The sequence below is a fragment of the Tritonibacter horizontis genome, assembly GCF_001518015.1.
Classification (GTDB): Bacteria; Pseudomonadota; Alphaproteobacteria; order Rhodobacterales; family Rhodobacteraceae; genus Epibacterium; species Epibacterium horizontis.
Genome location: NZ_LPUY01000012.1, coordinates 76,902 through 100,279, shown reverse-complemented (window position 1 = coordinate 100,279; position 23,378 = coordinate 76,902). Strand labels below are relative to the sequence as shown.

The 23,378-nt window shown below is 60.9% G+C and carries 23 protein-coding genes; 9 read left to right on the top strand and 14 right to left on the bottom strand.

The window, feature by feature from the left end:
• Positions 1-82: 82 nt before the first annotated feature.
• Genes TRIHO_RS02540 through TRIHO_RS02525 form a run of 4 tightly spaced genes read left to right on the top strand, consistent with a single transcriptional unit; the run spans position 83 to position 3,884 of the window.
• Entirely contained in the window at positions 83-1,150 is a 1,068-nt protein-coding gene (locus TRIHO_RS02540) for a C4-dicarboxylate TRAP transporter substrate-binding protein (RefSeq protein WP_068240127.1), read from the top strand.
• On the top strand, positions 1,147-1,707 hold the full coding sequence (locus TRIHO_RS02535; protein WP_232367690.1) for a TRAP transporter small permease subunit: 561 nt from the start codon (positions 1,147-1,149) through the stop codon (positions 1,705-1,707). The genes TRIHO_RS02540 and TRIHO_RS02535 overlap by 4 nt, the downstream gene beginning before the upstream one ends.
• Positions 1,704-3,008, top strand: coding sequence for a TRAP transporter large permease (locus TRIHO_RS02530; protein WP_068240125.1), 1,305 nt, complete (start codon positions 1,704-1,706; stop codon positions 3,006-3,008). The genes TRIHO_RS02535 and TRIHO_RS02530 overlap by 4 nt, the downstream gene beginning before the upstream one ends.
• A gap of 9 nt (positions 3,009-3,017) precedes the next feature.
• Positions 3,018-3,884, top strand: a complete 867-nt coding sequence (locus TRIHO_RS02525) for a dioxygenase family protein (RefSeq protein WP_068240123.1) — start codon at positions 3,018-3,020, stop codon at positions 3,882-3,884.
• 166 nt (positions 3,885-4,050) lie between these two features.
• Here the strand turns inward: TRIHO_RS02525 and TRIHO_RS02520 are convergent, their stop codons facing one another.
• The 7 genes from TRIHO_RS02520 to TRIHO_RS02490 form a co-directional block, all read right to left on the bottom strand.
• On the bottom strand, positions 4,051-4,749 hold the full coding sequence (locus TRIHO_RS02520) for a GntR family transcriptional regulator (RefSeq protein WP_068240121.1): 699 nt from the start codon (positions 4,747-4,749) through the stop codon (positions 4,051-4,053).
• A gap of 44 nt (positions 4,750-4,793) precedes the next feature.
• Positions 4,794-5,387 carry a cupin domain-containing protein gene (locus TRIHO_RS02515; RefSeq protein WP_232367689.1) on the bottom strand — a complete coding sequence of 198 codons (594 nt, stop codon included), beginning with the start codon at positions 5,385-5,387 and terminating at the stop codon, positions 4,794-4,796.
• Positions 5,388-5,401: 14 nt separating this feature from the next.
• Positions 5,402-7,285: a TRAP transporter permease gene (locus TRIHO_RS02510; protein WP_068240119.1), complete on the bottom strand. Its 1,884-nt coding sequence runs from the start codon at positions 7,283-7,285 to the stop codon at positions 5,402-5,404.
• Between the two features lie 63 nt (positions 7,286-7,348).
• Positions 7,349-8,275, bottom strand: coding sequence for a TAXI family TRAP transporter solute-binding subunit (locus tag TRIHO_RS02505; RefSeq protein WP_082704998.1), 927 nt, complete (start codon positions 8,273-8,275; stop codon positions 7,349-7,351).
• A 204-nt stretch (positions 8,276-8,479) separates the two neighbouring features.
• Positions 8,480-8,851, bottom strand: a complete 372-nt coding sequence (locus tag TRIHO_RS02500) for a VOC family protein (protein WP_068240117.1) — start codon at positions 8,849-8,851, stop codon at positions 8,480-8,482.
• A gap of 70 nt (positions 8,852-8,921) precedes the next feature.
• A complete protein-coding gene (locus TRIHO_RS02495; RefSeq protein ID WP_068240116.1) occupies positions 8,922-9,317 on the bottom strand; it encodes an MAPEG family protein in 396 nt (131 codons plus the stop codon).
• Positions 9,318-9,617: a hypothetical protein gene (locus TRIHO_RS02490; RefSeq protein ID WP_165595876.1), complete on the bottom strand. Its 300-nt coding sequence runs from the start codon at positions 9,615-9,617 to the stop codon at positions 9,318-9,320.
• A gap of 102 nt (positions 9,618-9,719) precedes the next feature.
• On the opposite strand from TRIHO_RS02490, the gene TRIHO_RS02485 reads away from it, so the two are divergent.
• Complete coding sequence (locus tag TRIHO_RS02485; protein WP_165595875.1) at positions 9,720-10,307, top strand: TetR/AcrR family transcriptional regulator; 588 nt, start codon at positions 9,720-9,722, stop codon at positions 10,305-10,307.
• 182 nt (positions 10,308-10,489) lie between these two features.
• On the opposite strand, the gene TRIHO_RS02480 is transcribed toward TRIHO_RS02485, so the two are convergent.
• Together TRIHO_RS02480 and TRIHO_RS02475 are read right to left on the bottom strand one after the other, a co-directional pair.
• Positions 10,490-11,260, bottom strand: coding sequence for an SDR family oxidoreductase (locus TRIHO_RS02480; RefSeq protein WP_068240110.1), 771 nt, complete (start codon positions 11,258-11,260; stop codon positions 10,490-10,492).
• Between the two features lie 2 nt (positions 11,261-11,262).
• On the bottom strand, positions 11,263-12,294 hold the full coding sequence (locus TRIHO_RS02475; RefSeq protein WP_106406144.1) for a zinc-dependent alcohol dehydrogenase: 1,032 nt from the start codon (positions 12,292-12,294) through the stop codon (positions 11,263-11,265).
• Between the two features lie 418 nt (positions 12,295-12,712).
• On the opposite strand from TRIHO_RS02475, the gene TRIHO_RS02470 reads away from it, so the two are divergent.
• The 4 genes from TRIHO_RS02470 to TRIHO_RS02455 all read left to right on the top strand — a co-directional run bounded on the left by TRIHO_RS02470 (position 12,713) and on the right by TRIHO_RS02455 (position 16,752).
• Positions 12,713-13,810 carry a mandelate racemase/muconate lactonizing enzyme family protein gene (locus TRIHO_RS02470; protein WP_068240108.1) on the top strand — a complete coding sequence of 366 codons (1,098 nt, stop codon included), beginning with the start codon at positions 12,713-12,715 and terminating at the stop codon, positions 13,808-13,810.
• A gap of 60 nt (positions 13,811-13,870) precedes the next feature.
• Entirely contained in the window at positions 13,871-14,854 is a 984-nt protein-coding gene (locus tag TRIHO_RS02465; RefSeq protein WP_068240106.1) for a sialic acid TRAP transporter substrate-binding protein SiaP, read from the top strand.
• A gap of 64 nt (positions 14,855-14,918) precedes the next feature.
• A complete protein-coding gene (locus tag TRIHO_RS02460) occupies positions 14,919-15,473 on the top strand; it encodes a TRAP transporter small permease (protein WP_068240104.1) in 555 nt (184 codons plus the stop codon).
• A gap of 1 nt (position 15,474) precedes the next feature.
• Positions 15,475-16,752, top strand: a complete 1,278-nt coding sequence (locus TRIHO_RS02455) for a TRAP transporter large permease (RefSeq protein WP_068240102.1) — start codon at positions 15,475-15,477, stop codon at positions 16,750-16,752.
• Between the two features lie 447 nt (positions 16,753-17,199).
• On the opposite strand, the gene TRIHO_RS02445 is transcribed toward TRIHO_RS02455, so the two are convergent.
• From TRIHO_RS02445 to TRIHO_RS02425, 5 genes are read right to left on the bottom strand one after another with little or no spacing between them, the layout of a single operon-like run.
• Positions 17,200-18,195, bottom strand: coding sequence for an ABC transporter permease (locus tag TRIHO_RS02445; RefSeq protein WP_068240099.1), 996 nt, complete (start codon positions 18,193-18,195; stop codon positions 17,200-17,202).
• Between the two features lie 3 nt (positions 18,196-18,198).
• Positions 18,199-19,170: an ABC transporter permease gene (locus TRIHO_RS02440; RefSeq protein WP_232367688.1), complete on the bottom strand. Its 972-nt coding sequence runs from the start codon at positions 19,168-19,170 to the stop codon at positions 18,199-18,201.
• The gene (locus TRIHO_RS02435) at positions 19,167-20,702 is read right to left on the bottom strand and encodes a sugar ABC transporter ATP-binding protein (protein ID WP_068240097.1); all 1,536 of its coding nucleotides are present in this window, start codon (positions 20,700-20,702) and stop codon (positions 19,167-19,169) included. Before TRIHO_RS02435 ends, TRIHO_RS02440 begins: the two co-directional genes overlap by 4 nt.
• Before the next feature lie 56 nt (positions 20,703-20,758).
• Positions 20,759-21,733 (bottom strand): ABC transporter substrate-binding protein, encoded by a 975-nt coding sequence (locus tag TRIHO_RS02430; protein WP_068240096.1) that lies wholly within the window; start codon positions 21,731-21,733, stop codon positions 20,759-20,761.
• Positions 21,730-23,244 (bottom strand): aldehyde dehydrogenase family protein, encoded by a 1,515-nt coding sequence (locus TRIHO_RS02425; protein ID WP_232367687.1) that lies wholly within the window; start codon positions 23,242-23,244, stop codon positions 21,730-21,732. Before TRIHO_RS02425 ends, TRIHO_RS02430 begins: the two co-directional genes overlap by 4 nt.
• Between the last annotated feature and the right edge of the window lie 134 nt (positions 23,245-23,378).

The window sequence follows — 23,378 nt, the reverse complement described above, 5'->3', positions numbered from 1 at the left end:
GCGGAAGAGGAGCCACGCCCGGAGCGGAACGACCGCCGGACCCTGTCCGGCATTTCAAAACACTTGGGAGGAGGACCCTAAAATGCGTTTCATGACTGTAACAGCACTGCTGTTCGCGGGGGCGGCCACATCGGCGCTCGCGCAGGAATCCATCACCATCAACGTGATTGACGGCTACCCGGCCCGCGCCATGTGGGTGCAGGAGATGACGGATTTCTTTATTCCCGAGGTCGACAAGCGCCTGGCGGAGACCGGAAATTACACCATCGACTGGCGGGAAAGCTATGGCGGCACCGTTGTGAAACCCGGCGGCGTGCTCGAAGGGCTGCAACTCGGTCTTGGCGACATCGGCATCGTGACGACGATTTTTCACAGCTCGAAGCTACCCAGCCAGGCGATTTCCGCCGTGACGCCCTTCGTGTCGTCGGATGCCCGCGTGGTGGCAAAGGCCGTGGACGAGATCGCACTGGAATTTCCGACCATGCAGGCGGAATTCGACGCGCAGAACCAAGTCTACCTGACAACCGGCGTGGTGTTGGACACCTATCAGCTGTTCTCGGCGAAACGGGTCGAGACGCTGTCTGACCTGCACGGCGCCAAGATAGCGGGCGCCGGTATGAACCTGCGCTATGTCGAGGGCATCTCCGATGCGGCGGGCGTGCGGGGCGGGCTGACCGATTTCTACAACATGTTGCAGACCGGGTTGGCCGAACACGCGATGCTTTGGCCCGAGGCCGCGGCGACCTTCAAGATTTCCGAGGTGGGGCCGTTCATGCTGGCCGCCGATCTGGGCGCGGTGAACACCAAAACCCTCTCAGCCAACAAGGATTTCTGGAACGCCCTGCCCGAAGAGGTCCAGACCGCGATCCGGGAAAGCGCCACCGCCTACCGCGACCACGTGGCCGAGGTTGCCATGGACCGTGCCGCCGAAGCCCGAGAGGCCTTTACTGCCGCAGGCGGCGAGATCGTGCAGATGAGCACGGAAGAGCGCGGTGCATGGGCGGCCTCGCTGCCCGATATTGCGGCGGAATGGGCGGCGGAGCTTGATGCCAAGGGCGAGCCGGGCTCGGAAATGCTGGCGGCCTATCTTGCCAGGGTTACCGGCGATGACGCCCCGCTGCGCGACTGGACTGCGGGCCTCGGTCAGTGACAGGCGCCGATGATCAACGCGGCGCGCCGGTGGTGAAAAGCTACCGGTGCCTGCACCGCGCCGCATCCCGGCCGGTGCACATCGCGGCGCTCGGGGCGAATGCGACGGGCACGCTGATGGTGCTCGCGCTGGTGGGGATCGTGAACTACGACATGCTGGCGCGGACATTGGCCAACCAGCCCCTGCGTGGGACCATCGAGCTGGTGCAGTTTGCCATGGTGCTGATCGTGTTCCTGCAACTGCCGGACGTGATCCGGGCGGGGCGGCTGACGCGCTCTGACGGCTTCCTTGGGCTGCTTGCGACCCGCGCACCGCGCGCGGCAGGCCTGCTGCAGCGGTTGATTGACCTGCTGTCCTTTGCCGTCATGGCCTTGCTCGCCGTTGCGTCGTTCCCGGTATTCATCGAGATGTGGCATTCACAGGATTATTTCGGCATCCCGGGCGTGTTTACCGCCCCATGGTGGCCGATCAAGCTGACCGTTCTTGCCAGCGCGGCCCTGTGCGCGATCATCTTTGCCCTCAAAGTCCTCGGACCCGGCCAGGAGCAAAAAAATTGACCCCTATTGAAGTCGGCGGCATTTCGGTTGGAGCCATCGTGCTTCTGATCTATCTCGGCGTCTATATTCCCATCGCCCTGACCGCTGTTTCCTTCGTGTCCATCTGGCTGATGCGCGACAACTTCACCTTGGCGATGAACCTCCTGAAGATCACCATCGGCGAAAGCGCGATGGAATATCCCTTTGCCACGATCCCGTTGTTCAGCTTCATGGGGCTGGTGGTGTCGAAAGCCGGCCTGGGCACGGACATTTATGCGGTCATGTCGTCGGGATTCCGGCGGGTCAAGGGCGGCATTGGCATGGCCACGGTCGGTGCAAACGCAGGCTTTGCCGCTGTCACGGGCAGCTCGATCGCCTCGGCCTCCGTGTTCTCCAAGGTGGCCGTGCCGGAAATGCTGAAATACGACTACAACCCGCGCTTTGCGGTCGGGGTTGTGGCCGGGTCGTCGGTGCTTGGCATGATCATCCCGCCCTCAGCCATGCTGATCATCTATTCGTTTGTGGCCGAGCAATCGGTGGGCGAGATGTTCATCGCTGGCGTGATCCCCGGGCTTTTGCTGACCGTCGCCTATATCGGGGCAATCTGGCTGATGGGCTACTTCACGCCGGGCTTTGTCGGGGGGCGGCCTGCGGATGATTACGAGCCCATGCCCATGGCCGAGGTCCTGCGCCGCACGCTGCCCATGCTGTTGCTGATCGCCACGGTGATCGGCGGCATCTACCTGGGCTGGATGACCCCGGTCGAAGCCGGGGCCGCAGGTGCGGCACTTGGGCTGATCATCGCGGCCGTGCGCCGCACCATGTCCTGGCGCAGCCTGTGGGACACGTTGATCGAAACCGGCCATATCACGGCGTCCATCCTGTTCCTGATCACCGCAGCGTCGATCTACAGCCGGATGCTGGGCCTTGCGGGGTTGCCGCGCGAGCTCGAGGCGATCCTCGCCGCCAGTGATCTGAGCTTTGTCATGATCATGCTGTTCTACGTCCTCCTGATGTTGTTCCTGGGCACCATCCTGGATACCTCGTCGATCATCCTGATCGTGGTGCCGCTGTTCCTTCCGCTGATCGAACCAATGGGCCTGAGCCTTGTCTGGTTCGGCATCATCACCGTCATCGGGGCCGAGATCGGGCTTTTGACGCCGCCTTTGGGGATTTCCTGTTTCGTCATCAAGGCGACGCTGGACGACCCGCGCATCACGCTCAAGGACGTGTTCCTGGGGGCGTTGCCCTTTGCGGGCGTCATGTTGGTGGTTCTGAGCCTGCTGATCGCTTTTCCCTCTCTTTCTCTTGTCCTTCTGTAAGGAGCTGACATGCGTAATGTAACGCCTGACAACATCACCGACGTCTTTACCGGCTATTTTGGCCCAGAGACCGATCCGCGCTTTGCCGAGATCATGAGCGCCCTCGCCCGCCACCTGCACGCCTTCACCAAGGAGGTCGGCCTGACCCATGACGAATGGCGCGCCGGGCTGAAGGCGGTGGAATGGGCGGGCCGGATCACAACGCCCGAACGCAACGAATTCGTGCTGATGTCCGATGTGTTGGGGCTGTCGTCACTGGTCGACATGATCAATTCCCACCCCGGTGCGACCAGTTCCAGCGTGTTGGGGCCGTTCCATGTATCGAACGCGCCGCCGATGGCGATTGGTGACGATCTGCGCGCCGGTTTCGCGGGCGAGGTGGTGCTGGTGCAGGGCCATGTGCGTGATCTCGATGGCAAGCCGATCCCCCATGCGGAGCTGGACATCTGGCAGACCGCGCCCAATGGGCTTTATTCAAGCCAGGACCCGGACCAGGACATCATGTCCTTCCACGGGCTGATGACCACGGACGAAAACGGCTATTATGCATTCACCACCGTACGTCCCGTTGAATACACAGTGCCCACGGACGGGCCGGTGGGTCAGATCCTGGATGCTGCCGGACGTCACCCATGGCGACCCTCGCATCTGCATTTCATCATCAAGGCGCCGGGCTACCGCGACCTCGTGACCGAGGTCTTCCCCGCCGATGATCCCTACCTTGATCAGGACACGGTGTTCGGAGTGCGCGAGGACCTGGTGATGCATTACACGCCGCAACCCGAGGGTGAATTCCCCGACGGCTTCGTTTTGTCGGGCAAGGTCGACGGACCCTGGTCGCGGGTGGATTTCGATTTCAGGCTCGTGGCCTGCTGACCCATCTGGCTTCGGGCGGCGGGTCGCCGTCGCCCCAAAACGCTTTTGACGCGGGGGCGTCGCGTTGTGCCTTGGGGGGGGACGTGTTGGCCGTTGGATTTCTTTGCCCGGCGGCTGTGGCCGTGCAGGCGCACACGGCCATCGCGCCTTTTCGAGAGCGTGGTGACTAGGAGGGCGCTTTGCCCTCTGTCAGGTCGGGCGTTTCGCGCAGGAACGTGCCAGTCTGCTGATAGTGGTGCAACAGCCGCGACGTCGCCAGTGGCACATCGCGGGCCACCGCCGCCGCAAGGATCTCGCGGTGCTCGGCCGGCACGTCACGGGTGCCGTAATGGCGCGAGCGCCCCGCAAGATAGCGATAGCGCACATTCAGATCATAGAGCTGGCTGCAATAGCCCAGCAGGATCGGTGAGGAACAGCGAGCCAGCAGCGCCATGTGAAAGGTCTTGTGGGCATCCTCAAAGGTCGCGACATCCGCGCCCCCGACCCGCGCCATACGGTGATGGGCCAGCACCAGCGCCTCTTCCCACGCCTCGTCACCGGCGGCGATGGACTCGCGCAGGGCCATGTCCTCGAGCGCACAGCGAAGGCGTAAAATCTCTGCGAAATTGTCCTGACTAACCGGAGAGGCACGAAAGCCGCGCTGGTCGATACGTTCGACCAGCTTGTCGGCGACCAACAGGGTCAACGCCTCACGAATGGGGGAGGCACCAACCTGGATGCGCTCTTTGAGGGTCTCGATCTTGAGCTTTTCGCCGGGCGCAAGAACGCCGGTGATGATCATGCGCCGGATCGCCTGGTAGGTCGTCTGCGTGGTAGATGTCGAGGGCGTCGGATCGCCCCCCGCATCGAAATTCTGCACACTCATTTCGCTTTCATACCCCTTGGTTCCGGCAGACCGGGCAGGCACCATCACGACACGGGGCGGGCTGGGATGCCCGTGCGCGCATGACCGGTCGCTTCACGCGTGGTGACCCCATCGTTCAGGACAAACATTATAATACAGGTTTCCGTACCCCTATTCGACCAGGCGTGATTGGTGCCACGCTGAATGCAGATATCGCCCGCCTTGAGCAGCACGTCATCGGCAGGATCGTCCATCAGCATCCAGATTTCGCCGGTAATTACCATTGCATAATCGACACTGTCGGTGCGATGCATAAACGGGTGACGCGCGTTTTGCACAATATTTTCAGCCGCGCCCATTTCCGCGAATGCCGAGGGGCCGTCAAGCGTCGCCATGACCTCCGGGTCTTCGGGCTGGAACTCCACGCAGCGGAATACGCTGCCCATGGCGGGTGGGTGCAGGGTGAAATCGCCGGTGCAGGTTTCGGTGGCGCCGTCATATTCGGCGGGGGTTCCGTCAGAGATCCAGAAATTCGTCAACCTCACGCCGGGCCGGTTGGGCCGTTCGAGGAACTGGTCAGCGGTTTGATCACTCTCGATGATGGCCTTGCCCTTGGTATCGTGGCCTGTGACCACGCGGCGGAATTGGGTCATATTCATGAGAAACGTCCTTTTCAGTTTGCTTGGTTTTTGCCGGCACGCAGTTCAGCTGCGGCATAGAGCCCGCCCAGCAGGGCCAGCCCAAGCGCAGCGCTGAGCAGGCCCTGAAACAGCAGGAGCACGCCGGCAATCGCCGCTGTGAACCGCCCCATCGCATTGATCCGGTGACGCAGGACCCCGATCACAGCGACGGCTATGGCAAACACCCCGAGCATCCCGGTGCCGGCCGCCTCGATGTTCTCGATCCAGCTGCCCTGCAGCATCAGACCGGGGCCAAAGCACAGGGCAAATGGCAAAAGGAAGCTTGGCGCGGCGTAGGCGGCGGCGGTCCAGCCGCATTTGTTGATGTCGGCCTTGGCGATGCCCCCGGCGACATAGGCAGCCAGCGCCACGGGCGGCGTGATGGTCGAAATGCAGCCAAAGTAGAAGACGAAGAAATGCGCAGTCAGCACCGGCACCTCCATCTTGACCAGCGCCGGGGCGACCACGGTCGCAAGGATCAGGTAGGCCGCCGTCGTCGGCAGTCCCATGCCGAGGATGATCGACACCAGCATGGTCAGGATCAGCGCGATGACAAGGCTGCCGCCAGAGCTCATGTCGATCAACACGGCGATCTTGGAACCCAGGCCCGACAGCCCCAGAACGCCCGCGATGATCCCTGCCGCCGCACAGGCCGCAGAGATCGTCACCACCCCCTGCGCGCCTTCGGTGACGGCGCCGGAAATGCGGCGCAGCAGGTCCATGTCGATCCCGCGTTTCCAGATCACGGTGCAGGCGATCATCGCCCCCATCGCCCAGAGCGAAGCCTTGAAGGGCGAATAGCCCACCAGCATCATGCCCAGCAGCAACGCAAAGGCGATGACGAAGGGCATTCCGTCCCAGAGCACCCGCACGGAGCTGCGCGGATCGGTCGTCGGTGTGGTGACGGGCGCGATGCCGCTGCGTTGGGCGCGCAGATGCACCACCGCGAAGGCCATGCCGAAGAACAGCAACGCCGGCAGCAGGCCGGTCTTCATGATCTCGGTGTAGCTTACGCCGACCACCTCGGCCATGATAAAGGCGGCGGCGCCCATGACGGGCGGCATGATCTGCCCGCCAGTCGATGCAACCGCCTCGACCGCGGCGGCCTGGTGGGGGGCATAGCCTTCGCGCTTCATCAGCGGGATGGTCAGCGTGCCGGTGACGGCGACATTGCCCGCCGCCGAGCCCGACACCATGCCGATCAGCGCCGAGAACAACACCGCCGATTTCGCCGATGCGGCGCGCATTCCACGGGTCAGACGGAACGAGATCTCGAAGAAGAATTCTCCCGCGCCAAGCCGTGACAGCAGCGCGCCGAAGATGGTGAAGGTGATGATATAGGTCGCCGCCACGCCGACAGGGATGCCGTAGATGCCCTGCGTGTCGGTGGTCAGGAAGGTCACGACTCGTTCCAACCCATAGCCGCGTCCGTTCAGCACGCCGGGCAGGTAGGGACTCAGGAACGGATAGACCAGAAAAACCGCCGTGATCCCGGCAAGGATGCTGCCGATGCCGCGCCGCGCCGCCTCGATGACTAGCGCGACGATGACCAGCCCCGCCCAGAAATCTTGCGCGGTGGTCATGCCACCGCTCATGGCGATTGCCTTCCAGCGCGAGAGCAGCCAGACGCTTGCGATAATGCCCGACAGGATCAGCACGCCATCGATCCCCATTGATGCAGGGCTTCGGGGCGCGGTCGTCATCGCCGGCCTGCGCGCGAACAGCAGGGTCAGCGCGAGCATCAGATGGGTCAGCCGCATTTCCATTGTCGACATGGACACGAGGCCAGACACGATCAGAAGATGATAGGCGCCGAAGCCGAAGGCCACAACGGCCAGCACCCGGGCAGGGATCGTCATCTCGCGCAGCGCGGTCATGGCGCGTCCTTTCGTGACAAAACGGAGGTGGGCAGGAGCCTTGCCCCTGCCGCACGGGCCTGTTTATCGGGCGAAGTAGGCCGCCGCGCCGGGGTGCAGATCGATGGCCAGCGCGCTGGCACGGGCTTTATCGATCTGGCGCGCATTGGCGTTTTCGGCTGCGAACTCGTCGAGGTGATCGTAGATTGCCCCGGCGATCCTTTCGACGATGCCTGCGTCCATCTCTGTTGGGACAATCAGCATGTTGGTTACGCCCAGGACCTGCGCGTCCTCGTCCATACCATAGACATCGGCGGGAATGTTAAAAATGCTGTAGGCCGGATTGCCGGACAGGATCGCGTCCTTCTTGTCGGCTTCCATGCCGATCATCCTCAGCTTGCCCGAAGCCGCCGCCTGCATCACGGCTGCCGCAGGGTAGCCAGACAGGGCCAGCGCGGCATCGACATTGCCGTCCGAAAGCTGGCTGAAACCGTCGCCGTAGCTGAGGAAGCTGGGCGTAATGTCATCAAGGTTGAGCCCGTAGATCGGCAGCATGTTGTTGAGGAAACCCATCGTGCCGCCGCCGGCCGGGCCGACAGCTACGCGCTTGCCCTTGAGGTCGGCAAAGGTTCGGATGTCCGAGCCATCAGGCACAACCATGTGAAGTACGCTGGGGTGCAAAGGACCAAGCGCGCTCAGTGCCATCGGGGTGCCATCATAGGCGCCATTTCCTGCCACCGCGTCGGCGGCAAGGTTGGCGCTGGTGATGCCAAGCTCCACCTCGCCCTGCGCAACAAGACGGGGGTTTTGCACCGACCCCTGCGTGACGATGGGCACCATGTCGATCCCATCACCTGCGTATGTGTTGACGAGGTTGGAGATCCCCTGGCCCATCGGAAAGAACGCGCCGCCAAGACTGGCGGTCCCAATTCGATATTCTTCGGCCCGCACCGACGGGGCAAATGCAGAAAAAGATGCGGCCAGAAGCGCCACGCAAACGATGTGTTTCATGTTGAACCTCCCTGATACCCCATAGGTATTACCGATGTTATTTTGCATCAACCACAAATATCGATTTTTATTGTGGTGATTCTGTCGCGTCGAATGCGCATGCCGCAACGATCCGACAATCGCGACGGCCCCCGTCACGACCATCGGCCCGGTCAACAAGATGGCAGGTATCGCCATGGTCCGTGTTGACGAAAGTGGCGATTGTTATCGATGCTGATCGATCAGGATCTGGTTCCCGTCGGGGTCGGTTAGCTGGATATGTGCCGGGCCGGAGCTGTCTGTCTGACAGGTGTGATCGAGGGGTAGGCCCCTGCTCAGAAGCATGGATTGAATGGCGCGGACATCGTCGAACTCTTCGATCTCCGTCGCGTCCTGATCCCAGCCGGGGTTGAAGGTCAAGATATTGGCATCAAACATGCCTTGGAAGAGGCCGATGAGCGTATCGCCATTCTTCATGATCAGGTATCCCATGTCCGCGTCGCCACCCATTGCGGAGAAGCCAAGCTGACTGTAAAATGCCCGCGATTTTTCAAGGTCTTTTACGTTCAGGCTGATTGAGAAGGCCCCGAGTTGCATTTTCGCGCTCCCTGTTTGTCGGTCGTTTGGGGTCCGGGCCGGGGATATTGGCGGGCCTCTGCGCGCCTCGCTACCAGATGAGCAGCGCTGCCGCACCGATCACAAGGAGCAGTGCAGTGCCGGCAGCAGAAACAAACCTGCCCGCCTTCTTCCACATCGGCGCGGTCAAGTTGTCGAACAAAACGGCTGGGTGTATGATACGGAGCATGAGCAGCGCGATCCCGTAGGCGTGAAGATAGCGGCCATCAACTCCTCGCATTTCCATCAATAGCAGCAGCAGGATTGCCATCGCCGCGTATTCCGACAGGTTGCCGAAACGGCGGATCGCCAGCGCCATGGCGCTGTTTCCCCCATCCCCGAGGGCCACACCGGTCTTGCCGCGCATGATGCCGGTCCATGTTGAGAGCACAGCCATAAGGATCGCGATGGCTGCGGCGTAAAACGGGGTTACTGAAATCAGGGTCATTCAAGGCCTTTCTATTGCTGTCCGGTAGGCAAATTCCGCGATCTCATGCCAGCGGGCGTGGTCACGGATGCCGATGACGATCCAGTCTTTCATGGGAGGCTTGGTTTTGAACGGGGCGAGGTGCTGCCAGTCAGATATCCCAAAGGCGTCGATGTCGGCGTCGCGCCCGACGCGCGCCCCCAGCCCGACGCCTCCGCCCCGTTTGGAAAAGAAGGCAAAAACCTTCTCGCGGCAAAGCAGAGCGTCGGCAGACATCATCTGCCCGCGCGCCATGCCCGCATGTCGGGACATCATGGTCAAGACGAGGTCTTGCCAGGCCTGTTCGGGGTCACTGATCGTGGTTTCTCCTTGCATGTCTACCGATAATCGAATTTATGCATGTCAGTCAACATGGATAAATTGATGCGGCTGACAGCAGATGACAAAAAGAGACTGGTCCGAAAAATTCGAAACGGGGCCGCGCAGGTCTTTCGCGCCAAAGGCTATGCCGGCGTCAACTTGAACGATTTGATGAAAGCGTCCGGCCTGACCCGGGGCGCGTTTTATGCGCATTTCCAAAGCAAGACGGCGCTGTTTTCCGAAGTTGTGTGCCACGAACATCCGCTTCTCAGGATGCTTGAAGATCGGACCGGTAAAGAAGGCGCGGCACTTCACGCCGAAATGCGTGCGATTTTCACGGCCTATATGGACCCGAAGAACCTGAAGGAGGTATTTGGCGGCTGTTCCTTCGCGGCGCTGCTCGGCGATGTGACCCGTGCGACGCCAGAGGTGAAGGCATCTTTCGACCTCGCCTTGCGCAGAACCTGCGCCGCGATGGCCCACAAACAGGGCCGGGAGGGCGAGGCGTATCTTCCGGCATTGATCCTGGCGACGGCTGCGGTCCGAACCGCCTATGCGGCCGCGGACCCAGAGCTACAATCCGACATCCTGCGAAACGCCTATGCATCGTTTCTGAAGGTGCTGCCGGATCCCAGGGAACCCGGTGCATGACAGGTTTTGCCCAAAGAACCTGCCCCGGTCCGGCCGATCTGCGGGCAACGCGGCAGGGGCCGGGTTTTTCGGTGGCAAACATTGCGGCGCGCGTGCCAAACGGCGACTGGACGGTCCAGCCGCCGCTTGGGCTCACACATAGCAGTATACTTGGCTCTCAGGGTGAGAGGTAGGCGATCCCCTCAGCGGCCCATCCACCCACCGTCGACGGTCAGAATTTCGCCATTCACATAGTCGGCTGCTGCGGATGACAGGAAGACGGCCGGGCCACCGAAATCTTCCGGTGTGCCCCAGCGGCCGGTTGGAATCCGCTCCAGGATGGCCTTGTAGCGGTCCGGATCATTGCGCAGGGCCTCCGTGTTGTCGGTGGCGATATAGCCGGGTGCAATCGCGTTTACGTTGACCCCCTGCCCTGCCCATTCGTTGGCCAATGCTTTGGTCAGCTGCCCGATGCCGCCCTTGGACGCGGCGTATCCCGGCACGGTTATGCCCCCCTGGAAGGTCAGCAGGGAGGCGGTGAAAACGATCTTACCCGCGCCGCGCTCAACCATACCGCGCCCGATTTCGCGGCTCAGGACGAATTGCGCCGACAGGTTCACTTCGATCACTTCGTCCCAGATGTCATCTCCATGAGACGCCGCAGGGGCACGCCGAATGGTGCCTGCATTGTTGATCAGAATGTCAGGGGCGACCCCGTCTGCCTTCAGCTGGCCGATGAACCGGGTCAATGCAGAGCGGTCGCTGAAATCGCATTGGTAGGGCGTGAACGATCTGCCCGTGGCGGCGATGGCCTCGCCGACTGCGCTGCCCTCAAGTTCGAGCGAGGCGCTGACGCCGACAATATCCGCGCCGGCCCCTGCCAGCGCTTCGGCGATACCGCGTCCGATGCCCCGTTTGCACCCGGTAACAAGGGCTGTTTTTCCCGACAGATCGAAGAGATCTTTGATGGCCATGGTCATGCTCCTACCTTGATGAGACTTTTGAGGGCCGTGGGCGATGCATCCAGCGCCTCAAAGGCCTGCTGAATATCGGTCAGCGGGCTGACATCTGTGATGATGGTTTCGGCGTCGATTTCGCCCCGCGCGACCAGCTGAATCGCCTTTTCGTAGTCGGCAGGCTCATAGACTCGCGCGCCTTTCAGCTCCAGCTCGCGCCAGAAAAACCGAAACAGATCGATCTGAGGTTTCTGGGCGTGGATCGCGACCATGACCAACCGGGCCCGTACCGCAGCAACCGCCGTCATCGCGTCGACGCCAGGTTGTGTGCCCGACACTTCGAATACGACGTCCGCGCCCTTGCCGCCCGTGCGTTTCTGGATGCTGTCAACGAGGTCGGATTTGGCGGGATTGATGGTGTCGAACCCCATCTTTGCCGCGATGGCCAGCCGGTTTTCGTTGACCTCGGAAATCAATACATTTCCGCCCGCCGCGCGGGCGACAGCCGCCACCAGAACACCGATCGGTCCGCCGCCAATGACGACGACGTCCTCCCCTTTGGCCAAACCTGACAGGCGCACATCATGGCAGGCCACGGCAACCGGTTCGATCAGGGCAGCATGATCCAGCCGCATGTCGTCGGGCAGGATATGCAGCGTATGTGCGGGAACCGTCCAGATTTCCTGAAAGGCGCCTTCGGTGTCGAGGCCCAGAAACTTCAGGTTGTGGCAAATGTGCTGGTGCCCGGCGGTGCAGGCCGGGCATTCGCCGCAATGATCCAACGGCCGCACGACGACCTTTTGGCCCTTTGTCAGGCCCTCGACGCCCGCCCCCACAGCCTCGATGACGCCCGACATTTCATGGCCAATGACGCGCTCGAACCCCACGCGGGCATCCATGTTTCCATGAAAGACATGCATGTCGGTGCCGCAGATCCCGCAATAGGCAATCCGCACCGCCACTTCGCCCTCGCCGGGCGCGCGAACGTCAACGGTTTCGACCGAGAAGCGATGATCGCCTCGATAGAATGCAGCCAGAATACTTTGTGACATCGCGACTTCCTTTTCCAAGTTTCCATGCATGCTTGTTAGTTTGGTAAGACCAAAAAACCGAACATGAGTCAATACTGCGCTAAGTTTCAAGATATTTGCCCTGTATTTTGGATGTGTGCCACGTATGGACCGACCAAAAATAGGCAACTCATCTGACAAAATTCACGACGCGACGCGAATCAGATGCGTCCTGAGCTGCACCAGAGGGGGGATGGCGAACGCGAATACCCCCTCGGAAGCGGCAGGTCGCAGCGCCGATACACCCGCACCAGGCAGGCCTGCACCCTATGGGGACAGCACATCAATCCACATATATGGACTTACCAAAAAGTCAGTGGTTCGAAGTTTATTGACATATCCCAAATTTTACGCCTTCTTTGGTCGGACCAAAAAGCCGACCTTGGCTCAGGAGAGAACCATGACGACGATCACCAAGCTGGACAGCCACCTTTTCGCCTTGCCATTGAAGGAAGTGCTGAGCGACGCCATGCATGGCGATCACACCTTTTTCGAACTGGTGATCGTGACGCTCGAACTCTCTGACGGCACCACCGGAACAGGCTACACCTATACCGGCGGCAAGGGAGGGCACGCGATCAAGGCGATGATCGACCACGATTTCAAGCCCTGGCTGTTGGGTCATGACGGGACGGATATCGCAGCGCTTTATGGCAAGATGGGGCGGCATATCCACTATGTTGGTCGGGGCGGGATCGACAGTTTCGCCATCGCAGCGATCGACATTGCCCTGTGGGATGCCAGGTGCCGCAAGCTGGGTCAGCCCCTATGGCAGGGCGCCGGCGGCGCCTCTGATCGGTGTCGCGCCTATCGCGGCGGGATTGATCTGAACTACCCGCTGCCCAAACTGCTGGACAGTGTGCGCGGCTATATCGCCGAGGGGTTCAACGGCGTGAAAATCAAAGTCGGCAAACCCGACCTCGCCGAAGATCTCGAACGCGCGCAGGCGGTGATTGACCTGATCGGTCCCGATGTGGATTTCATGGTTGATGCCAACTATTCGATGACCCGGACACAGGCGATCAAAGCCGCCCATGCCTTCAAAGAACTTGGTGTGCTTTGGTTCGAAGAACCCATCGAACCCGATGATTATGCCGGATACGGGCACATTGCCGAGGTCACCGGATGCCCGCTCGCCATGGGGGAAAACCTGCATACAGAACAAGAATTCCGCCACGCCTTTGACAATTCAGGACTGGCTTATGTCCAGCCTGACGCGTCCAATTGCCGTGGCATCACTGGCTGGCTGGCCGTTGCCGAAATGTCCCGCGAGGCAGGCATCCCGATCTGCAGCCACGGCATGCAGGAACTTCATGTCAGCCTTGTTTCGGCGCAATCCAACGCCGGTCAGATCGAAGTTCACAGCTTTCCGATCGATGAATACACGCTCCGCCCGCTTGTGCTTGAAAATCACATGGCCGTAGCACCATCCACGCCGGGGATCGGCGTAGAATTTGACTGGGAAAAACTGCGCCGTACCCATGCACAAAAGACATAGGGCAGCCGACATTCCCGGTTCAACAACCGCCCTGTCTGGGCAAACAACGTGGAGGAAATCATGAAAATTACCACTCTTCTGGGCGCGGCGACGCTTGCAGCGGCCGGCCTGATGGGGTCAACCGTCACCGCCGATGAACTGAAATTCGCGCATGTCTACGAAGTCAGTCATCCGCTTCACACGGCAGCCGTGAAAGCCGCAGAGCTATTCGAAGAGCGCACAGAAGGTCGCCACACCATCGCTGTTTTCCCCGCCTCCTCCCTTGGAAAAGAAGCGGATCTGAACGAAGGGCTTTCGCTGGGCACAGTCGATATCATCTATACCGGCGCCGGTTTTGCCGGGGCGGTCTACGGTCCCGCCTCGATGACGGATTTTCCGTTCACATTGCGTAACCTTGCGCATTGGTCCGCCTATTATGACAGCGACGTTTTCGCCGAGGTCGCCAAAGGCTACGCCGACGCAACCGGCGGCAATGAAATCGCCGCGGTTGGCTACTACGGTGCCCGCCACGTGACGGCGAACAAGCCAATCCTGTCGCCGGACGACATGAAGAACCTCAAGATCCGCGTGCCCAATGCGCCCGCTTATGTGTTGTTCCCGCAGGCAACTGGCGCGAACCCGACCCCGATGGCCTTTGCCGAAGTGTACCTTGCCCTGCAACAGGGCGTTGTTGACGCGCAGGAAAACCCGCTCACAACCATCAAGGCAAAGCGCTTTCACGAGGTGCAGGACCACATCAACCTGACAGGTCACATCATCAACTCAATCTTCACCGTGGTCTCAAGCGTGCGCCTGAGCATGCTGACCGATGCGGATCGTGCCATTCTCGAAGAGGTGCTTGCCGAAACCATCGATACCGCCACGGACGAAATCGTTGCCGCGGAACTGGAACTGGTGGAATGGTTCCGCAGCGAGGGCATCACCGTCAACGAAGTGGACCGTGCTCCATTCATCGAGGCGGTCGCCCCCGCATTGACGGCTGGCAACCTGCCCTTCCCCGACGATCTCTACGAAAAGCTTCAGTCCATTCCTGACGCCAATTAAGCTATCAGCAGGCCACCGTCTGGCGATCCCAGCGGTGGCCTTTCATGAAGGGGAGGGAGGAACCATGCAGGACAAGGACAAAATTGATGAGCTGCTGGAGGCCGTTGAGGAGGTCACCAATGACATCTCCGATGTGGGCTGGCTGGATGTGCCCGCTCTGGTCATTTTTGCGGCGCTGTTTATCATCGTCGCGCTACAGTTTTTCACGCGCTACGTCTTGAACGACAGCTTGGGCTGGACCGAAGAAATCGCGCGCTACTTTCTGATCCTTCTGGGTTTCGTCGGTGCCGTCAGCTGCACCCGTCGCGGCAAACACATCTTTCTGGAATTCGCCTATCACTACGTCCCGGTGCGCGCGATCAAACCGATCATCTTGCTGGTTGAAATAATCACCATCGCCTTTTGGGCCTATGCCAGCGTGCTGGCGGTCGAACTGGCACAAAAAACCAACTCGAACATGGTGTCGGTCGATCTGCCCAAGGCGTATCTCTACTATGTGGTGAGCTTTGCTTGTGCCTGTATGTCGTTGTTTTCGTTCGCCGCTCTCGTCCGGCAGGTTTTGCGCCCCGCACAGGACATCATCAACGAGAAAATCCCTTTCGCCGTAAAGGCCGGATAACATGGCACTCACCTTACTCTTCATAATTCTTGCGGTTTTTCTGATCCTGGGCGTTCCCGTGGCGGTTGCCCTGGGCGGTGCCTCCCTCGCTTACATCATGGTCAAAGGCCTGCCCGACGTGCTGCTGATCCATCGCATGATCGGGGGCATTGACAGCTTTCCGCTGCTGGCGATCCCGTTTTTCATTCTTGCCGGGCATTTGATGAACACCGGCGGGATTACGACCAAGATCTTTGCCTTCGCACGGTCTTTGGTCGGCTGGCTGCCGGGCGGTCTGGGGCACGTGAATGTCGGGGCAAGTGTGATCTTTGCCGGCATGTCCGGCGCCGCCGTTGCCGACGCGGGCGGGCTGGGCAGCGTCGAAATCAAGGCCATGCGCGAAAGCGGCTATGACGTCGATTTTTCGGTCGGCGTCACGGCGGCCTCATCCACCATCGGACCGATCATTCCGCCGTCGCTACCGCTGGTGATCTATGGCGTGATGGCCTCCGTTTCCATCGGAGAGCTTTTTGCGGCCGGCCTCGTGCCCGGCCTGCTCATGGCGCTGTCTCTCATGATAATGGTCGCCTGGTATTCGTGGAAACGCGACTACCCCCGCGATGGACCAATCAACCCCTGTTGGATCTGGACGACGTTCAAGGACGCCTTTCTGCCACTGTTGACACCGGTCATAATCGTCGGTGGCATCGCAACAGGCGTTTTCACCCCGACCGAGGCCGCCGTTGCCGCCGTGTGCTACGCGCTGGTGTTGGGTCTGATTGTCTACCGCTCCCTGACCTGGCGCCATCTTGTCCGCGTCTCGATGGACACAATCACCACTTCAGCCGCAATCCTGATGATTATTGCCTCAGCGGCTGTATTTGCGTGGATTTTGACCTCTGAACAGGTTGCGACCAAACTTGGCGGGCTGTTGTTGGGCATCACGGACAACAAACAGGTCCTGCTGGTGATCATGATGGTCATCGTCTTGCTGATCGGTCTCTTTATGGAAACGATCGCTGCGATTACCATTCTTGTTCCGGTCTTGATGCCCATCGCAGTGTCCGCAGGGATTGACCCGGTTCACCTTGGGATTTTGCTGATCCTGAATTTGATGCTTGGCCTTTTGACACCACCCATCGGCATGGTGCTCTTTGTGTTGTCCGAGGTGTCAGGGGTCCGGTTTGAGCAATGCGTCAAGGCCACGATGCCGTTTCTGGTGCCGCTGATCCTTGTGCTGCTCTTGATCACCTTCATTCCCGAAATCGCGCTCTGGCTGCCCTCGCAAGTCTACAGATGACCTCTTCCCAGACTGGGGGCGGTCAGCGATGATCGCCCCTGGCTTGGTCACAAGGCCTGAACCCACACCGATTGCCGTTAAAGATAGCCCGGGCGCAACATGCGTGCCGGGTATCCCGGTCTTCAGGGATACCTCCAGCGTCACATCGGGGTGGCTGCCGACCCAGGGTCCAGCACATACATGTGCGACAGCCTCCCGGCGGAACGGCCTTGATCCCGACCGCTGTGTGCCAGGCATTCAAAGTCTTTGAAATGCACCCGACCTGCAAAGCACGCCCGCACCGGGTGGCGCGGACATTCCTCTGGTGGCCAGATATGCAGGTGACGCGCCATGGCCGAATAGGCCACGCGCGTCACAGGTATTGCACTTATCAGGAAGAGGTCCGCCGCGATCCAGATCGCGCACCAGGTTGACCAGGAACGTGCGCGGTTGCGCAAGCGCGCCCGGTCAGCCTTGCGGCCCTTTCGGTTGCCGTGACAGTTGGCTTTGCAGCAGGATCACCGCAAACAGGAACCCGCCGCGGATGACCATCTGCCAATAGGCGCTGAGGCTGATCACGCCGCGCCCGTTCTCAAAGTTCAGGATATTGAAGACGAGACCAAGCAGCAGCGCCCCCGCCACGGTCGCCCCCACGCTGCCAACCCCACCGGTCAACAGGGTGCCACCCACCACAACTGATGCAATCGCCGACAGCTCCCAGCCAATACCTTCCAGCGGCTGACCCGCGCCGAAACCAGAGGCCAGAAACACCCCCGCCAGACCCGCGCAGCCGCCGCTGAGGATATAAACAAAGACCTTGGCGCGATTGACATGCAGGCCCATCATGCCCGCTGCATCCTCGCCCCCGCCAACAGCCAGCACTGTCCGGCCGATCGATGTGCGCTCCAGCACGATCCAAAGCGCGATGACCACCGCAGCGGTGATGAAAATGCTCCATGGCAGCAGGTCAAAAGCCTTTTCCATGCCCAGTTTTGTAAAGTTCGACCCCCAGTCGATAGCAATCGTCTGGGCCCCCGAAATGACCAGGGCGCCGCCCTTTGCACCCAGCATGGTTGCCAGCGTCGCGATGAAGGGCGGAATGCGCAAGGCCACGACAAAGAGCGCGTTGATGCCACCGATGGCCAGCCCCGCCAGCACCGCGCCCGGCAGCGCGACCTGGATACCAAAAGGCGACAGATAGGCGGCCACCACCGAGGTAAAGGCCGCGACCGACCCCACTGACAGGTCGACCCCTCCCGTCAGGATCACGAAACACATGCCGACCGCGATCACGATGAACATCGCGTTGTAGTTGAGAAAGGACGAGATGTTATAGGCCCCGCCAAAGTTCTCATAGCGCATCAGGCCAAAGACGATCACAACCACCAGCGCCACCCAGACGCCGAAGGAATGGCCCCCACCACGCAGATAGCGGCGCAGGTCGATAGAAAACGTGTCAGACATGGCTTATTCCTTGCGCGCTTGTTGCAGATAGACGGCGGCGATGATGATGCCTGCCTTGGCGATCAGGGCGACTTCATCCGCGACACCGTTTGCAAGCAGCGTGTATTTCACGAGCTGGATGATGACCGCTCCAAGAAGCGCGCCAAAGATCGGAGCCCGCCCGCCTTGTAAAAGAGTGCCCCCCACGACAGCCGCCGCAATCGCGTCCAGCTCCATCAGGTTGCCAATCCGGGCCGCGTCAGAGGCGGAATTGATGGCGACCACAATCAACCCGGCCAGACCGGCCAAGCCAGAACAGATGACATAGGCGCCAATCTTGACCCGATGCACCGGGATCCCTGCCAGTCGCGCCGCCCGTTCGTTGCCGCCGACCGCCAGCAGTTGCCGTCCAAAGACCGACCGCGCCACGATCCAGGTCAGCACCGCCCCGATGGCAAGCACCAGCCAGCCCTGAAACGGCAGCCCCAGAACCCGGCCGGTGCCAAGATAGCTAAAGGAGGGATGCGTGAAGGTTTGCAGATTGCCATTGGTCAGCACCTGCGCCAATCCGCGCCCCGAGATGAAAAAGATCAGCGTGGCGACGATGGGCTGCACCCCCAGCAAACTGACAAGCACCCCGTTGAACACCCCGCAGCAAAGCGCCAGCAGGATCGGCACCACGATGGCCGCAACCAGGCCGAGTGTCGGATGAGCCGCAGCAAAATTTGACAAGAAAATCAGCGGCGCAAGCGCCCCGGCCAGGGCCATGACAGCGCCGACACTCAGGTCGATCCCGCCGGTGGCAATGACCAGCGTCATGCCCATGGCGACAATGGCGATGGTTGCAACCTGACTGATGTTCACAAAAAGCGTCTGCGGCTGCAGAAAATACGGTGTGACCATCAGGTTGAACAGAAGGATCACGACAAGCGCCAGGGGCGCGCCGTGGCGCGCGGGATCGAACCGCGCGCAAAAGCTCGTGAGAGTCCGCGTCACAATGGGCTCCTTTTGGTGTCAGGGGCGTCTGCGTGGTGCGCCATCGCCCCGATCAACGCGCTTTCGGTCACGCCGGGATTATGAAGCTCGGTGACGGAGCGCCCGTCCTGAAGAACCACAATGCGGTCGGCGCCCTCTACCAGCTCCTCGAATTCGGAACTTATCAGCAGCACCGACAGGCCATCGGCCACTTGTTTGCGGATGATTGACTGGATTTCGAATTTTGCGCCCACATCGACGCCGCGTGTGGGCTCGTCGAGGATCAGGATCTCGGGTTCCAGCGCCAGCCAGCGGGCCAGCAGAACCTTTTGCTGGTTCCCGCCCGACAGCTCGCGGATCGGTTGCTCCATTCCGGCGGTCTTGATCTGAAGCGCATCGATGTAGTGCTGAACCAGTTTGCGTTCCCGCTCGCGGTCGACCGCTCCCAGCCGTTTGAGACGTGGCAACATCGCCAGCGTGATGTTCTCGCGGACCGACATGTCGGGAATGATCCCGTCCGCCTTGCGATCCTCGGTCAAAAATCCGATGCCCATGGCGATAGCCGCAGCAGGGGTGTCAAGCGGCGCGCCATTGCTGAGACGGACCGTGCCCCCGGTCAACGGATCAAGCCCGAAGACGGCGCGCGCCGCTTCGGTGCGCCCAGAGCCGAGCAAGCCGCCAAGCCCCACGATCTCGCGCCGCCGCAGGGTAAAGGACGCGCCGCGCAGACCGGTTTTTGACCGGATCTCCGTCGCCTCCAGCAGCACCTCGCCGGGCTCTCCATGGCCACCTGACAACGCGGTCAACCCCGCCGCCTGTATCTCCGATGCGTCGCGGCCCAGCATTTCCGAAACCAGCCCGAGTTTCGTCGTCTCGGCAACCCGATGCGTGTTGACCGTCTGACCATCCCGCATGATCGTCACGCGGTCGCAGATGCGGTAAAGCTCATCAAGGAAATGCGAAATATAAAGCACCGCAACACCGGTCGCCTTCAGCGTGTTTATCACCGCAAAAAGCGTTTCGATCTCCTGATCATCGAGCGAAGACGTCGCTTCGTCCATGATGACGAGCTTGGCATCCAGGGACACCGCCCGCGCGATGGCGACAAGCTGCTGAACGGCCGTGGAATAGCTGCCAAGTTGCCGCGTCACGTCGATATCAACGCCAAAACGGGCAAGGATTTCGCGGGTGCGGGCGTGGGCGGCGGTCCAGTCAATCAGTCCAAACCGGGTGCGTGGCTCGTAGCCCATCACAACATTTTCCGTCACCGAGCGCAGCGGTACGAGGCTGAGTTCCTGATAGATCGTGGCGATGCCGGCATCCTGGGCCTCGCGCGGCGTCGATATTGCCAGCGGCGCGCCATTCATACGCACATCGCCGGCGCTGCGGCGGTAAACACCTGTCAAGATCTTGATCAGCGTGGATTTTCCGGCGCCGTTCTGACCGATAATGGCGTGCACTTCGCCGGGGCGGATGCTGAGGCGGGCATCATTGAGGGCAACAATCCCAGCAAAGGTCTTGCCGATGCCCTCCATCTCAATGAGGTCAGTCATGTCATTTCCGATCGTGAGGAACCGGAGGGCGTTCAAGCCACCCTCCGGTGAAGGCCTCAATAGGCTTCGTCGATGTGATCGGCCGCGTTGTCCACGGTGAAGACACGGTCCTTCACCTGCACCCAGCCGGGGATCTCTTCACCTGCGGCGTATTTCTGCATCACTTCGCAGGCCAGCGGCCCAAAGAAGGGGGAGCTTTCCACCGTTACGCCCATCTTGCCGTCAATGATCGCCTGCAGCGCATCGCGCGTGCCGTCAATCGAAACGATGGTGACATCTTCCCCGGGTTTGCGACCGGCAAGCTCCAGCGCCTGAATTGCACCAATCGCCATCTCGTCGTTATGCGCATAGACCACGTTCACCTCGGGATGCGCCTGCAGCAGGGTCTCCATCACCTGACGCCCCATGTCGCGGGCGAAATCGCCCGTCTGGCTTGCGACAATTTCAAATCGGTCGTCCGTCGCGATCTGGTCATCAAACCCCTTCTTGCGGTCATTCGCAGGCGAGGAACCGGTGGTGCCTTCCAGCTCCACGATCACGCCCTTGTCGCCCTCAAAATTCGCAATCAGCCAGTCTGCCGCGCGTTCGCCCTGATCGATAAAGTCCGATCCGAGGAAGGCCACGAAATGCTCGCCCGGCTTGGCAACGTTCGGATCGACTGATCGGTCGACCAGAAAGGTCGGAATGCCGGCCGCCTTGGCCTTCATCACGGCCGGGATCAACGGTTTTTCCTCGCGCGGGGGCAGGAACAGGACATCGATCCCCTGGGCAATCATGCTGTCCACATCCGCGACCTGCTTGGCCGCCGATCCCGCAGCATCGGTGGCAATCAGATCCCAATTGCAGGTCTTGGCGGTATCATGGAACGATTTGGTTTCCGCAATACGCCAGGGGTTGTTGCTTTCCATCTGTGCAAAGCCGACCTTGTAGCGGTCCTTCTGTTCCAGCGGCGGCGTTTCTGCCCCCGCGATCCCCGTACTCAGGGCCATCAGGCCGGTCAGCGCCGTGCCGAGAATGATACGTCGTTTCATGTCTTCTCCTCCCAATGAGCGGCCAAACCTCCCTGGCCGCGGCGAACCGGGTAGCCCCAGTTCATGTAAAGGGTCTGCTTGCGCAGATACCCGTCGAACCCGTATTTGCCATCCTCGCCGCCAAGGCCCGAATGGCCCCAGCCGTTGTGAAAGGCCTGAAATTGCTCACCATTGGCGCGATTGACGTAGATTTCGCCAAACTTCAGCCGATAAGGCGTCTGCATCAGGCGCCGGTGATCTTGTGTGAACACATATGCCGACAGCCCAAAGGCGGTGTCGTTTGCCATCGCCAGCGCCGTGTCGAAATCGGGCACCCGCATCACCGGGGCGACAGGGCCGAACACTTCCTGCCCCATCACGGGCGAGGCATTGTCCCGCACCTCAAGTATGGTCGGTGCGATCCAGTGCCCCTTGGCGTAGGGGCCGTCATTCAGCGGCCCGCCTTGCAGCAGCACCTCTGCCCCCTGCGCCACGGCCGCATCGACGATGGACTGGACTTTGGCCACTTCCCCGGCCGAAACTTTGGGCCCCATGTCCGGGTCACCCATCGGATCACCGATGCGCAGCGCCTTGGACGCGGCGACAAATTTTTCCAGAAACTCGTCGGCAATGTCCTGGTGCAGATACATTCGCTCATTGCAGGTGCAGATCTGGCCGCAGTTGGTGTAGCGCGCCGTGACGGCGGCAGCGACAGCGCGGTCGATCTCGGCATCTTCCATGACGATGAAAGGGGCCTTGCCGCCAAGCTCCAGCCGCAGCACCTTCATGCCCTCCGCAGCCGACCGGAAAATCTGCTGCCCCGCGCGATTGCTGCCGGTCATGGTGACCAGCGCGGTTTCAGGGTGTTCGACCAATGCCTGGCCCACCACTGCCCCCCGGCCCGTCACAACATTGATGACACCGCGGGGAATACCTGCCTTCTCGGCCAGGGCGGCAATAAACAATCCCGAAAACGGGGTGATCTCATGCCCAAGCAAGACAAAGCTATTGCCCGCCACCAGCGCAGGGCCGATCTTGCGTGCCGCCAACGCGGCAGGATAGTTCCACGCCGTCAGTCCGACCACGACCCCATAGGGATGCCGACGGATATGGATCTCTTCGTCGCGATTGTCAGAGGCGACGATATCGCCCTCGATCCGGCGCGCATTTTCGGCGGCATGTTCGAGAAAGCCGACAACCGCGCCCACCTCGCCGCGCGCCTGGCCGATGGGTTTGCCCTGCTCGCGGGTGATCAGCCTGGCCAGCTCCTCGGTGCGTTCTGCCACCAGCGCCGCCAATTTGCGCACTGCGCGGCCCCGGTCCACCGCCGGGAGGGCGGCCCATGCGGGTTGCGCCCGGTGTGCCGCGTCGATTGCGCGCGCAGCATCCTGTGCCGTGCCCTCGGGGATCGTGCCGATGACCGTTTCATCGGCCGGGTTGTCGACCGCGATCACGGCGCCCGCACGGGGCGCGATCCACTGGCCGTCAATCAGCATATGAGCAGCGATGCCACCGGTAGCAGAGAAATCCATTTTCTTTCTTTTGGTATGACCAAATTAAAAGAAACATCGACTCAAACTGATTACCTGTCAACTATAGTTCTTCTATATTGCCTATATTTGCCACATCTGCCTTTATGGCATCATAATTTGGTACGCTCAAATAG